The sequence below is a fragment of the Neorhizobium sp. BT27B genome (genome assembly GCF_050455485.1).
In the GTDB taxonomy this organism is placed as follows: domain Bacteria; phylum Pseudomonadota; class Alphaproteobacteria; order Rhizobiales; family Rhizobiaceae; genus Neorhizobium.
This window is the reverse complement of the sequence record NZ_JBCIYT010000001.1, coordinates 48,168-61,171: the sequence shown is the minus strand read 5'-3', so window position 1 is coordinate 61,171 and position 13,004 is coordinate 48,168. Positions and strand designations below refer to the sequence as shown.

The 13,004-nt window shown below is 59.5% G+C and carries 10 protein-coding genes; 8 read left to right on the top strand and 2 right to left on the bottom strand.

All coding sequences use genetic code 11. The annotated features are described in order from the left end of the window. Positions 1–89 precede the first annotated feature (89 nt). The 6 genes from bamA to lpxB are packed head-to-tail and all read left to right on the top strand — an operon-like array spanning position 90 to position 6,866. Positions 90–2,420 (top strand): outer membrane protein assembly factor BamA, encoded by a 2,331-nt coding sequence (bamA, locus tag AAIH70_RS00275; RefSeq protein WP_132273495.1) that lies wholly within the window; start codon positions 90–92, stop codon positions 2,418–2,420. 48 nt (positions 2,421–2,468) lie between these two features. Further along, complete coding sequence (gene lpxD, locus AAIH70_RS00270) at positions 2,469–3,533, top strand: UDP-3-O-(3-hydroxymyristoyl)glucosamine N-acyltransferase (protein ID WP_132273496.1); 1,065 nt, start codon at positions 2,469–2,471, stop codon at positions 3,531–3,533. Continuing rightward, positions 3,526–3,987: a 3-hydroxyacyl-ACP dehydratase FabZ gene (fabZ, locus tag AAIH70_RS00265; RefSeq protein WP_132273497.1), complete on the top strand. Its 462-nt coding sequence runs from the start codon at positions 3,526–3,528 to the stop codon at positions 3,985–3,987. Before lpxD ends, fabZ begins: the two co-directional genes overlap by 8 nt. After that, a complete protein-coding gene (gene lpxA / locus AAIH70_RS00260; protein ID WP_132273498.1) occupies positions 3,987–4,802 on the top strand; it encodes an acyl-ACP--UDP-N-acetylglucosamine O-acyltransferase in 816 nt (271 codons plus the stop codon). Before fabZ ends, lpxA begins: the two co-directional genes overlap by 1 nt. 4 nt (positions 4,803–4,806) lie before the next feature. Continuing rightward, the gene (locus tag AAIH70_RS00255) at positions 4,807–5,691 is read left to right on the top strand and encodes an LpxI family protein (RefSeq protein WP_245519151.1); all 885 of its coding nucleotides are present in this window, start codon (positions 4,807–4,809) and stop codon (positions 5,689–5,691) included. Continuing rightward, on the top strand, positions 5,688–6,866 hold the full coding sequence (gene lpxB / locus AAIH70_RS00250) for a lipid-A-disaccharide synthase (RefSeq protein WP_132273500.1): 1,179 nt from the start codon (positions 5,688–5,690) through the stop codon (positions 6,864–6,866). The genes AAIH70_RS00255 and lpxB overlap by 4 nt, the downstream gene beginning before the upstream one ends. Positions 6,867–6,897: 31 nt before the next feature. Here the strand turns inward: lpxB and gltA are convergent, their stop codons facing one another. Then, complete coding sequence (gltA, locus tag AAIH70_RS00245) at positions 6,898–8,187, bottom strand: citrate synthase (RefSeq protein ID WP_132273501.1); 1,290 nt, start codon at positions 8,185–8,187, stop codon at positions 6,898–6,900. Between the two features lie 608 nt (positions 8,188–8,795). Here gltA and AAIH70_RS00240 point away from each other — a divergent pair. Further along, positions 8,796–11,252, top strand: coding sequence for a ComEC/Rec2 family competence protein (locus AAIH70_RS00240; protein ID WP_430032695.1), 2,457 nt, complete (start codon positions 8,796–8,798; stop codon positions 11,250–11,252). Here AAIH70_RS00240 and lexA read toward each other — a convergent pair. Then, positions 11,233–11,952 carry a transcriptional repressor LexA gene (gene lexA / locus AAIH70_RS00235; protein ID WP_132273502.1) on the bottom strand — a complete coding sequence of 240 codons (720 nt, stop codon included), beginning with the start codon at positions 11,950–11,952 and terminating at the stop codon, positions 11,233–11,235. The two genes, AAIH70_RS00240 and lexA, sit on opposite strands and share 20 nt — an antisense overlap. Before the next feature lie 172 nt (positions 11,953–12,124). On the opposite strand from lexA, the gene AAIH70_RS00230 reads away from it, so the two are divergent. Further along, on the top strand, positions 12,125–13,003 hold the full coding sequence (locus AAIH70_RS00230; protein WP_132273503.1) for a VOC family protein: 879 nt from the start codon (positions 12,125–12,127) through the stop codon (positions 13,001–13,003). Position 13,004: the final 1 nt, after the last annotated feature.

The following is a 13,004-nucleotide window of genomic DNA, read 5'->3' as shown; positions in this document are numbered from 1 at the left end:
CTTGTAGGACAAAAGAAGGTAAAACGACACACGTGGCCGGAGTCGGGTGCCACCCGTCTAGGGACAACGGAAAAAGGTAAGAAGTGAATATGAAAGCTGGTTCAAAGTTTTTGAACGCAGTGTCGGCGTTTGCGCTGTCTGCTAGTGTTGTCGCATCGGGTGCGGGTGTCGTTGTGCTTGCCTCTGCCCCGGTTGCTGAGGCCGCCACCATCCAGCGGGTTGAAGTCCGTGGTGCGCAGCGCGCCGGCGAGGAGGCCGTCCGCTCCAACATCACCATTCGTCCAGGTGTGAGCTTCTCTGAAGCCGACATCGACGAGTCGGTGAAGCGTTTGTATTCCACAGGTTATTTCTCCGACGTTCGCATCAGCGTTTCCGGCCGTTCTCTCGTTGTGTCCGTCAATGAGAACCAGCTCGTGAACCAGGTCGTGTTCAACGGCAACCGCAAGATCAAGGACGACAAGCTGGCTGGCGCCGTTCAGACGCAGCCGCTCGGTCCGTATAGCGATGCTCTGCTCGCTTCCGACGTCGAGCGCCTCAAGCAGGCCTATTCGGCCACTGGCCGCAGCGATGTCGAAATCACCACGCAGGTCGTTCCGGTTGGTCAGGGTCGCGTAAACATCGCTTTCCAGATCAACGAAGGCGATCGCACCAAGATCGACTCCATCAACTTTGTCGGCAACCAGGCCTATGGCAATCGCCGTCTGCGTGATGTGATCGCGACGAAGGAATCCGGTCCTCTGTCGTTCCTGACCCGCAAGGATGTCTATAACGACGACAAGCGCCGCGCCGATGAAGAAGCGCTGCGTCAGTTCTATTACAACCACGGTTACGCCGACTTCCGCGTCGTTTCCTCGGATGCTGTTCTGGATGAATCCAAGAACGCATACACGGTAAACTTCACTGTCGAAGAAGGTCAGCGCTACACGTTTGGTGATGTCCGCGTCGAATCGACGGTTGATGGCGTCAATGCTGAAGACCTGCAGGGCCTCGTCGAGACCCATACGGGCGACACCTACAGCGCCAAGGACATTCAGAAGTCCATGGAAGCCATCTCCGAGCGCGTCGCTGCTGCGGGTTACCCGTTTGCACGTGTTACGCCGCGCGGCGATCGTAACTTCCAGAACAACACGATCGGCGTCTCCTATCTGGTCGACCAGGGCGAGCGCGCCTATGTCGAGCGTATCGAGATCCGTGGCAACACCCGTACGCGTGACTACGTCATTCGTCGCGAGTTCGATATCAGCGAAGGCGACGCCTTCAACCAGACCATGATCACGCGCGCCAAGCGTCGTCTCGAGGCTCTGGGCTATTTCGGCAAGGTCAATATCTCGACCACGCAGGGCACGTCTGCCGACCGCGTCATCATCATCGTTGATGTTGAAGACCAGTCGACCGGTTCGTTCGGTATCGGCGTCGGTTACTCGCCGAGCAGCGACAGCGCCATCCTCGAAGCTTCGATCGAAGAAAAGAACTTCCTCGGCCGCGGCCAGTACATCCGCGTTGCAGTCGGTGGCGGTCTCGATGATGCCCGTACCTACTCGCTGTCCTTCACCGAGCCCTATTTCCTCGGTTATCGTCTGGCTGCCGGTTTCGATGTCTTCAAGAGCCAGTCTTCTTCCGAAGACTACTATGACTACAACGAGCAGGGCTTCACGCTGCGCGTAACGGCGCCGATCACCGAAGATCTGGCGACGACGTTCCGCTACACCTACAAGGAAATCAATTACGACGGTAACGACGATTACCTGAGCAATGGTAACCTTTCCCAGCCGTATATCGACATGATCCAGCATGGCGATTACCTGCAGTCTTCGATCTCGCAGACGCTGACCTACAACACGGTCGACAGCATGACCCTTCCGCGCGAAGGCATCTATGCGACGGTGACGCATGAATATGCGGGTCTCGGTGGCGATTCCGAATTCTACAAGATCTATGGTCGTGCCCGTTACTTTACGCTCCTGTCTGACGAAGCCGATATCATCGGTCAGATCGGTGTCGGTGCAGGTCACGTCGTAGCGACCGGCGATAAGCTGAACATTTTCGATCAGTTCACCTTCGGCGGCAAGCAGGTTCGTGGTTTCGAAAACAACGGTCTCGGCCCGCGTATGCCGAACGGCGATGCTCTCGGCGGCACGACCTACTTCAACGCCTCGGCGGAAGTCAGTATCCCGGCTCCGGGCCTGCCTGAAGACTTTGGTCTCCGTCTGAACGCGTTTGCTGATGCTGGCGTGCTTTACGGAAACGACGTGCCGGCTGTTGGTGTACGTGATGACAATTCCATCCGTGCATCGGTTGGTGCAGGTGTGACCTGGGCTTCGCCCTTCGGTGCTCTGCGCGTCGATTACGCCGTGCCGGTTGCCAAGGAAGACTACGACGAAGTCCAGGAATTCCGCTTCAGCATGGCCAACCAGTTCTGATCCTTTTGGTCCAGAACGACCACAAAAAATGTTCTGGAGCTTTGGCTGATGGACGATAATCGTTTCTTTCCGCCCCATGAGGGGGTGAGCTTGAAAGAGCTCGCCCGCCACTTGGGGGCGGAGCTTTTGGATGAGACGGTCGGCGATACGCTGATCCGTTCGGTTTCTCCGGTGTCGCGTGCCAAGGCTGGCGACATTTGTTACATCCTTTCCCGCAAGAACAAGGCAGAACTCGAAACCTGCCAGGCCTCTGCGATCCTGTGTGATGCCGGATTGCGGTCTGCCGTTCCCGATCATATCCCGGTGCTTTTGACCCGCACGCCGCATTCTGCATTTGCAGCTGCGGGCGCGTTGCTGCACCCGGAAGGCTTGCGTCCTTCTGCGATCACGTCGGAACCGGCCGGCATTTCTCCCGCAGCTTACGTCGATCCGACGGCGCGTCTGGAAGACGGTGTGCATGTCGAGCCTATGGCCGTCATCGGCGCCGGTGTCGAAATCGGGTCAGGCACGCGGATCGGCGCAGGTGCGGTGATCGGCGCCAATGTCACGATCGGTCGTGATTGCACCATTGCTGCCGGCGCATCCATCGTCGCCTCGATGATCGGCAACGGCGTGATCATCCATAATGGTGCCCGGCTTGGCCAGGACGGTTTCGGTTATGCGCCGGGGCCGCGCGGCTTCATGAAGATCGTGCAGGTCGGCCGCGTTATCATTCAGGACAATGTCGAGATCGGCGCGAATACCACGATCGACCGTGGTGCGATGGATGATACCGTGATCGGCGAGGGCACAAAGATCGACAATCTGGTGCAGATTGCCCACAACGTGCGCATCGGGCGTCATTGCGGCCTTGCCTCGGGAACCGGTATTGCCGGCTCGACGACGATAGGCGACGGTGTGATGATCGGCGGTGCTTCGGGTATCAACGGTCACATTACAATCGGTGACGGTGTGCAGATCGCTGCCATGAGTGGCGTTGTCGGCGATATTCCGCCGAAGGCCAAATATGGTGGTATTCCGGCGCGACCAATGCCCGATTTCCTGAGAGATATTGCAGAAATAATGATGCGCTCCGATGAGCGCTCCAAGAAAAGAGGAGACCGGAATGGCTGAGGGCAACACGACCCTGGCGTCGGCAGACATCCAGCAGATCATGAAGCTCTTGCCGCACCGCTACCCTTTCCTGCTGGTGGACAAGATCATCGAGATCGACGGCGACAATTCCGCCATCGGCATCAAGAATGTCACCGCCAATGAGCCGCATTTTACCGGACATTTTCCGGAACAGCCGATCATGCCGGGCGTTCTGCTCGTGGAAGGCATGGCCCAGACGGCCGGTGCCATCTGCGCGCTGAAGGAAGGCGAGGGCGGCAATCTGGTCTACTTCATGACCATCGATAACGCACGTTTCCGCAAGCCGGTCGTGCCGGGTGACCGCGTCGAGTTCCATGTGACCAAGCAGAAACAGCGTGGCAACATCTGGAAGTTCCACTGCGATGCCAAGGTAGACGGCGCTGTCGTCGCAGAAGCAGATATCGGCGCGATGATCCGTCGTAAGGACGCGTAATGAGCACGATAGCAGCAAGCGCACGCATCCATCCGATGGCAGTTGTCGAGGATGGTGCGGTCATCGGTGAAAACGTTTCGATTGGTCCGTTTTGCCGGGTCGGTCCAAAAGTCGTGCTCGGCGATGATGTTGAACTCGTCTCCAACGCCGTTGTGACCGGCCGCACCAAGATCGGCCGCGGTTCGCGTATCTTCCCGATGGCCGTTATTGGCGGCGATCCGCAGAGCGTGCATCATGCCGGTGAGGAAACGACGCTTTTCATCGGTGAGAATTGCACCATGCGTGAAGGCGTGACGATGAACACCGGTACGGCAGAAGGCGGCGGCACGACTGTTGTCGGCGATCGCTGCCTGTTGCTTGCCAATTCGCATGTCGCCCATGACTGCATTCTCGGCAATGACATCATCATGTCGAACAATGTCATGCTGGCCGGCCATGTGAAGGTTGCCGATCGCGTCATTCTCGGTGGTGGATCTGCCGTGCACCAGTTCAGCCGTATCGGTCGTCAGGCCTTCATTGGCGGCCTGTCTGCCGTGAACTACGACGTCATCCCTTATGGCATGTTGAACGGTAATCCCGGCCTTCTCGGTGGCCTCAACGTCGTCGGCATGACGCGCGCCGGTATCGAACGGGCGACGATCCACAAGGTGCGTCGCGCCTTCAAGGATATTTTCGAAGGCGAAGGCAATATCCGCACCAATGCCGCGGCTCTGCGCGACGATTATCTGGATTGCCCGGAAGTTCTGGAAATCCTCGACTTCATCGGCGCCGATAGCGATCGTGCGATTTCCTCGCCGCATCGTGGCAAGGCCTGATCCCTTGGCCGGCGCTCCGGCAGAACATTCGAAAGGCCGCTTGGCGATCATCGCCGGAAGCGGCCTTTTGCCGTTATATGTGGCCGAAGCTGCCCGTCGGGCCGGTGAAAACCCGCTGATCGTTCCGCTGAAAAATGAAGCGGATCGTGATTTCTCCGCTTTCGAATGCGTGGTGGCGAGTGTCGGTGATCTTGCGACCATCGAAAAGGCTGTGCGTGAGCGTGGTATTGGCCGGGTCGTGATGTCCGGCGGCGTTTCTCGCAGGCCGGAATGGCGCGAGATCCATCCCACATGGCGCACGATCCGCAAAATGCCGTCTGTGGTGCGCACGCTGCTGGCCGGCGGCGACGACACCGTTTTACAGATGGTGATCCGCCTGTTCGAGGCGATGGGCTGCGAGGTCATGGGTGTGCACCAGATCGCGCCGGACCTTCTGGCAACGGTCGGCCCGCTCGGCCGTATTTCTCCGTCCGACGACGACCTGCGTGATATCCGCAAGGCCGGAGCCGCGGCGCGGTTGCTCGGCGAGCTTGATGTCGGCCAGGGTTCGGTCAGCGTCGGCGGCCGCATCGTTGCTTTGGAAGGTGTCGAAGGTACGGATGCTATGCTTCAGCGTGTGGCCGCCCTTCGTGCTGCGGGCCGCGTTTCGGCGCGCCGCAAGGGCGTGCTGGTAAAGCTTTGCAAACCGCAGCAGGATATCCGCGCCGACCTGCCGACCATCGGTCCTTCGACGGTTCGCAATGCGGTTGCCGCAGGCCTTGCCGGTATTGCCGTGCAGGCCGGCCACGCGCTGGTCCTCGACCGCGAGGAGATGATTGCGCTGGCGGATGCCGAGGGCATTTTTGTCTGCGGTATCGATGCAGGCTTGCCGAATGAGGGATTGTCATGAGTGAGCGCTCCCTCAAAATCGCCGTGGTCGCCGGCGAGGTATCAGGTGATCTGCTCGGTGGCGATCTGATCGCGGCGCTGAAGGCAAGAACCGGCGGCCATTTGGAACTGGTCGGCGTCGGCGGTGATGCGCTGGAAGGCCAAGGTCTGCACTCGCTGTTCGATTTCTCCGAACTCTCGATCATGGGAATAACCCAGGTTCTGGCGCGTCTTCCAGGCCTGATCCGCCGGATCGGCCAGACGGCGGATGCCATCATCGCCGCAAAACCGGATGTGCTGATCATCATCGACAGCCCGGATTTTACCCATCGGGTGGCGAAGAAGGTGAGGGCGGCTTTGCCCGATCTGCCGGTGGTCAACTATGTCTGCCCCAGTGTCTGGGCGTGGAAGGAATACCGCGCCAAGGCGATGCTGCCTTATGTGGATCGGGTTCTCGCCGTGCTGCCCTTCGAACCCGAGGCCATGCGCCGTCTGGATGGACCGCGCACCGATTTTGTCGGCCATCGCCTGACGGCTGATGCAGATATTCTGCGCGTGCGCGAATTGCGGGCACAGCGGCCGCTTAAAAATGCAGGCGATGCGAAAACGATCCTGCTCTTGCCGGGATCGCGCGGCGCCGAGATCAAGGCGTTGCTGCCGATCTTTGGTGAGGTGATGCAGGAGTTTGTGCGCCGCAACGGGCCGACACGTTTCATCCTGCCGACGGTCAAACGCCGCGAAGCTCTGGTGCAGGAGATCGTTGCGGGTTTCGAGAACAGACCCGAGATCGTGGTTGATCAGACGGGTAAGTGGGCCGCTTTTGCGCAAGCGGATGCGGCAATCGCAGCGTCGGGCACCGTCATTCTCGAACTGGCCCTGGCAACGGTACCGGTCGTCTCGGCCTACAAGGCCGACTGGCTGATTACCATGATGGCCAAGCGCATCAAGATATGGTCCGGCGCGCTGCCCAACCTCATTGCCGACCGTGTTGTGGTGCCTGAATATATCAATGAAGTCGTGCGTCCCGGCGCGCTCTGCCGTTGGGCGGAGCAGCTTTCGTATGACAGCGGCCCGCGCCGCGCCATGCTCGAAGGTTTCGATCTGACCTGGAAAAATCTCACCGTACCGGTGCCACCGGGTGAGGCTGCGGCAGCCATCGTGCTCGATCTCCTGGACAATAAAAAACCCGGCCATTGACCGGGTTTTTCTTTGTCTGATGTTTCTTAGCTTAGCGCTTGGAAACCGGAACGTAATCGCGCTGCGGTTCGCCGGTGTAAAGCTGGCGCGGGCGACCGATACGCTGCTGCGGATCTTCGATCATTTCGGCCCACTGGGCGATCCAGCCGACGGTGCGGGCCAGCGCGAAGAGCACGGTGAACATCGTGGTCGGGAAACCCATCGCCTTCAGCGTGATGCCCGAATAGAAATCGATGTTCGGATAGAGCTTCTTCTCGATGAAATAAGGATCGGTAAGAGCGATCTTTTCCAGCTCCATGGCGACCTGCAGAAGCGGATCGTCCTTGTGGCCGAGTTCGGCGAGAACTTCATGCGTGGTCTTCTGCATGATTTTCGCGCGCGGATCGTAGTTCTTGTAGACGCGGTGACCAAAGCCCATCAGGCGGAACGGATCGTTCTTGTCCTTTGCGCGGGCGATATATTCCGGAATACGGTCAACCGTGCCGATTTCCTGCAGCATGTTGAGCGCCGCTTCATTGGCGCCGCCATGAGCGGGGCCCCAGAGGCAGGCAATGCCGGCGGCGATACAGGCAAACGGGTTGGCACCCGACGAGCCGGCGAGGCGCACGGTCGAGGTCGAGGCGTTCTGCTCGTGATCCGCGTGCAGAATGAAGATGCGGTCCATGGCGCGGGCCAGAACCGGGTTCACCTTGTATTCTTCACACGGCACGGCAAAGCACATGCGCAGGAAGTTCGACGAATAGTCGAGATCGTTCTGCGGATAAACGAACGGCTGGCCGATATGGTACTTGTAGGCCATCGCCGCGATCGTCGGCATCTTTGCGATCATGCGCAGCGACGCAACCATGCGCTGGTGCGGATCGGTGATGTCGGTCGAGTCGTGATAGAAAGCCGACAGTGCACCAACGGTGCCGACCATGACGGCCATCGGATGGGCGTCACGACGGAAGCCGCTGAAGAACTTGTTCATCTGCTCGTGCACCATGGTGTGGTGCGTTACGCGATGATCGAAATCCTTCTTCTGTGCTGCAGTCGGCAGATCGCCGTACAGCAGCAGATAGCAGGTTTCCAGGAAGTCGCCGTGCTCGGCCAGCTGCTCGATCGGGTAACCGCGATGCAGAAGAACGCCGTTGTCGCCATCGATATAGGTGATCTTGGATTCGCACGATGCAGTGGAGGTGAAGCCGGGGTCGTAGGTAAAGGCGCCGGTGTTCTTGTACAGCGCGCCGATGTCTATCACGTCAGGGCCGATAGTGCCCTTCTTGACCGGCATCTCTACTTTTTTATCGCCAAGAACGATGTTTGCGCTCGTATCCGTCATATAATCCTCCGAAATAGGCGGAAATGGCGCTGGAGAAGCGCCAAAAGAAAAGAAGCGTCCTGATTAGCTATATGATCCGGCGCTCGCTGCCAAGCGCCTGTGGGCGGTATTTGTGCAATGCGAAAATTAACTAGGCAAACGACCTATAATAGCGGCAATCTGGGGTTTATATTTTCACATTTCCGATCTCGTCGTTCAGCCACTGCGCAGGAGGCTTGGGCCAGTCTGATCGGCTGGAAAGTGGCGTGACAGACATGTCTGCCGATTGACCTGAGAGTACCGAAAATGCAATCCTAAGTCGTGTTCGCTTGAATTTCATTTGGGAGGGCTGGATGTCGACGGAGACGATGCAGCAGTCGGCAAATCAGCCGAATTTGCCCTGCCAAAACGCTCTGCCGGACAGCTCGGAAACTCAGATATTGGCCGTGAAAGACTCAGTCCATGCGTCTCTGACGCAGACTGGCAATAGGCCGTATGGTCGCAGCCCGCTCCAGAGGGTTGCCGCAGGCGTCTCGTCCCTCTCAAGGTTCAGGCCGGGTGGCGCCGCTCCGGCCGCGCATCGTCCCTCATATGGCCTCGCCGCACGCCTGCTGAGCGCCTGGGCGCGTATGCAGTCCGCCACGATCGGGATGATAGCCGAGGAGCAGGCACACGGTCATGCCTTTCTGGCTCTGCCTGTTCTGATTGGCCTCGGGGCAGCCATATGGTTTGCGATGCCTTCCGAGCCTTCGGCGGGGCTTTTATCCGTGGCGTTTCTGTTCAGCCTGGGGTTCGCGTTTATCCTTCGAGGCACGTACGGCCGCTTTCGTTCCGTCGTGCTGATCGCTGTTCTGCTGACCGCGGGCATGTTGCTGGCGGCTTTTCAGGACTGGCGACGCTCCACCGTCGTTCTGGATCAGCCGGTCACGACGGTGGTGACGGGTGTCGTCGAAATGCGCGAACCCAGTGGCGAGGGGCGCTGGCGGTATGTGCTGGCGCTCGAAAGCACGGCGTCGCCGCAGCTTCGTCGGCCGCCGACACGCATCACGCTGTTGTCGCGAACGCGCCAGCCTGCTTTCGACATCGGAGACCGGATTGGCGGGCGGGCGCGGATATCGCCGCCTTCCGGACCGGCGTTGCCCGGCCTCGTCGATTTCGCCTTTTCCTCCTATTACGACGGCATAGGCGCGATCGGCTTTTTCTACGGTGCCCCCACGCTGATGAGTGGACCGGTTGCCGAGACCTGGGCGCAAACACTTGAGCGAACCGTCTTTGCATGGCGCAGCGCGATCGCCTCGCGCATCCGCGCAACCGTGCCCGGTGATCCCGGCGCGTTTGCCGCCGCCATCGTCACCGACGAACGGCGAGCGATTTCCGATGAAACGACCGAGGCTTTGCGCGTGTCGGGCCTTGCCCATATCGTTGCCATATCCGGTCTGAACATGGCGCTGGCGGCGGGCATCTTTTTTATCGGCATGCGCAGTCTGCTTGCGCTTCTGCCAGGATTTGCCCAGGCCTTTCCGGTGAAGAAACTGGCCGCGGCCGCGGCGCTGTTGATGGCAACCGGCTATTACCTGACTTCGGGCTTCGGTGTATCGGCAGAGCGCGCCTACATCATGATGGCGATCATGCTGGCCGCCGTGTTTTTCGATCGCCCATCGATCAGCCTGCGCAATGTGGCGTTGGCGGCGCTTGTCGTTCTTGTCGTCTCACCCTCGGAGATATTGGGGCCGAGTTTTCAGATGTCTTTTGCGGCAACGGTGGCGCTGGTCGCAGGTTATTCTGCATGGAGCAGGCGCGGGGCGGCGCAAGACGGCGAAACGCCATGGCGACCCGCGGCACTCAAGCCCGTTCTGGCGATCGGGCATCTGGCCGGCGGGGTTTTCGCCACATCGCTGATCGGCGGTCTGTCGACGGCTATCTTTTCCATCGACCATTTTCACCGGATATCGACCTATGGACTGGCGGCGAACCTGGCCGCCATGCCGTTGGTCTCCTTCATCGTCATGCCCTTCGGCCTGATCGGTATGCTGTTGATGCCATTTGGCCTCGACGGCTTTTTCCTGAAGGTGATGGGCGTCGGGCTGGAGGGCGTTATCGTTGTCGCCAAGATGGTTGCGACCTGGGGAGGTGATGTTGCCATCGGGCGCCAACCGTCGTGGTTTCTGCCCGTCGCCACAGCCGGTTTTCTGATGCTGACCTTGCTGCGCACACGCCTTCATCTGCTGGGTTTGCCGCTTCTGGCACTGGCCATCTTTCTGTCATGGCGGGTGGCGCATGATCCGCCGCCGGATTTTCTGGTTTCCGAAGATGGAAGCCTTGCCGCCTTGCTGGGCAATAAGCAGGTCGCGACCAATCGCGCGCGTCCGCCCGGTTTCATTTATTCGCAGTGGCGCCACGCATTGTCATTGCCCCAGCCTGCGGCGCCGACATTGCTGGACACGCCATCGCCGAAAAACGGTACAACGACATCGGCAGAGGTTGCGGTGCTGCTGCCGAATGGAGCGGCCGTTCCAAAAACTGCGGATGGATTGAGGTCAGTCTCGACGAGCATGGGAGGAGAGCAGCAGGCCACCGCACTGCGAGAGGCCAACGCACCGAAAGAACGAGCGACATCACGACGACCGCCCCTCACGCCCGAAGAAGTATTTCAAGCGCGGCAGGCGATGCAAAAGGCTCTGCGCGAAAGTGTATTGGATACATTCGTCTGCGCAGGCCGGTCATGGTGTGTCGCAAGAACAACCAGCGGCCCGGCGGTCGCTGTGGTGGAAGATGCCCGCTTTGCCGGGCCTGCCTGCGATGTCGCGCAAATGGTTGTTGCGGCACGTGCCCGTTTTGATCGCTGTCGTTCGGGCGCATTGATGATCAACGGCGAGGCGTTACGCAGAACAGGAGCATTGGAAATCCGCTTCAACGGAAATTCTGATCCCAAACAATGGTCGATCGCCGCCGCCATGGTCGGCGCCGATCGCTCCTGGACGCGTCACCGCGACTATGACTGGCGGCGCAATCTTTTTGATCCGACACTGCCGGAGCCGCTGCGCTTTTTGAGCGGCAAGGCAGGTATCAGTGGTAACGGCGAATGAGGCCGACGAGCTTGCCCTGCACCTTGACGCGTTCCTGCGGGAAAATGCGGGTCTCATAGGCCGGGTTGGCCGCTTCGAGCGCGATCGATGCGCCCTTGCGGCGGAAACGCTTGAGCGTCGCTTCCTCGTCGTCGACCAGCGCCACGATGATATCGCCCGGCATTGCCGTGCTGCCGTTGCGGATGATGACCGTATCGCCATCCAGAATGCCGGCCTCGATCATCGAATCACCACGCACTTCCAGTGCATAATGCTCACCGCTGCCCAGCATTTCCGGTGGCACGGCAATTTCATGCGTCGTGTTCTGGATCGCCGAGATCGGCACGCCGGCCGCAATGCGGCCCATGACCGGCACGGTTGTTGCGGGCATACTGTCATTGGCAACAGGCGGCGGTGTCACCTGACGCACGGGCTGCGTCTTGCCGAGGCTGCCTTCGATGACGCTCGGTGCAAACGGTTTGCGCGGCTGCAGGCTTGCATTGTAGGCGTCCGGCAGCTTGATGACTTCCAGTGCGCGGGCACGGTTCGGCAAACGGCGGATGAAACCGCGTTCTTCAAGCGCAGTGATCAGGCGATGGATGCCTGATTTGGATGCCAGATCCAGCGCATCCTTCATCTCGTCGAACGATGGAGGGACGCCGGATTCCTTCATTCGTTCGTGAATGAACAGAAGCAGTTCCTGCTGTTTGCGCGTGAGCATGGCGGGTCCTCAAAGGTGAAACAAATCCAGAACGGACACTATATGTTCCATGTGTGTTCTGCAAGTGGCGAAAAATGGTAGTTGCGCGGAACGAACAGTGCTGCGGCTGGTCTTGATCGTGCAGCCGGAAAGATCGATCACTAAGACAATCAACGCTTGGAAATGGGCTGCCATGTTCACGATCGATCATCTCGTCCTGCCGACCATGTCGCTTGATGGCGCCCGCCGCCGATTGAAAGCACTGGGCTTCACCGTGGCTGCAGATGCCGCCCATCCCTTCGGGACGGGAAATGCCTGTGTTTTCATGGGTGACGGTACTTATCTCGAGCCGCTTTCCATAGTGGATCAGGCTGCCTATGATCAGGCATTCGCCGATGGAAACGTGTTTGTCCGGCAGGATGGTGAGTTTCGCACTCCTGCAGGTGAGGAGGGACTGTCCGCCATGGCGCTGGCAACCGACGATGCGCAGGCGGATGATGCCCGGTTTGTCGAGGCCGGGGTCTCTGCCGGCAAGATGCTGGAATTTTCGAGATTTGCCAAATTGCCGGACGGGACCGAAAAACTGGCCCGTTTTCGGCTGGCCTTTGCGGCGCGGAGTGACGCTGATTCTTTCGGCGTCTTCACATGCCAGCGGCTCGATCCCCTGCCGGCAGATCGATCGGCGCTGGAACGTCATGAAAATGGTGTCGCGGCTTTGTCCCAGGTTGTTCTGCTGGCGGGGAATACGCAGGAAGACGTCGAGCGGATTGGGACCGTGCTTGATGCAAGCGCTGAAAAATTCGATTTCGGTGATCACAGGTTTGCCGCAAGCAATGCGGTTTTAAGGCTCGTTGACGCCAAAACCTTTGCCGACACGTTTTCTTCCGCAGGCGATGCGGCGTCATTGTCGCGAACCGGTCTTGGCCGTGCCGCGGTGATATTCCGTGTTCCCGATCTTGCCGTGACACGGGCGGTGCTTGCTGCTAATGACGTCGCATTCATGGATAAGGGCAGTCGCATCGTGGTTGCCCCGGCGCCCGGACAGGGTGCCGTATTTGCTTTCGAGGAGTGAT

Coding starts and splice junctions, on each gene's coding strand:
- AAIH70_RS00230 (WP_132273503.1), top strand. CDS start 12,125: ATGTTCACGATCGATCATCTCGTCCTGCCGACCATGTCGCTTGATGGC.
- AAIH70_RS00240 (WP_430032695.1), top strand. CDS start 8,796: ATGCAGTCCGCCACGATCGGGATGATAGCCGAGGAGCAGGCACACGGT.
- gltA (WP_132273501.1), bottom strand. CDS start 8,187: ATGACGGATACGAGCGCAAACATCGTTCTTGGCGATAAAAAAGTAGAG.
- lpxD (WP_132273496.1), top strand. CDS start 2,469: ATGGACGATAATCGTTTCTTTCCGCCCCATGAGGGGGTGAGCTTGAAA.
- lpxA (WP_132273498.1), top strand. CDS start 3,987: ATGAGCACGATAGCAGCAAGCGCACGCATCCATCCGATGGCAGTTGTC.
- bamA (WP_132273495.1), top strand. CDS start 90: ATGAAAGCTGGTTCAAAGTTTTTGAACGCAGTGTCGGCGTTTGCGCTG.
- lpxB (WP_132273500.1), top strand. CDS start 5,688: ATGAGTGAGCGCTCCCTCAAAATCGCCGTGGTCGCCGGCGAGGTATCA.
- lexA (WP_132273502.1), bottom strand. CDS start 11,952: ATGCTCACGCGCAAACAGCAGGAACTGCTTCTGTTCATTCACGAACGA.
- fabZ (WP_132273497.1), top strand. CDS start 3,526: ATGGCTGAGGGCAACACGACCCTGGCGTCGGCAGACATCCAGCAGATC.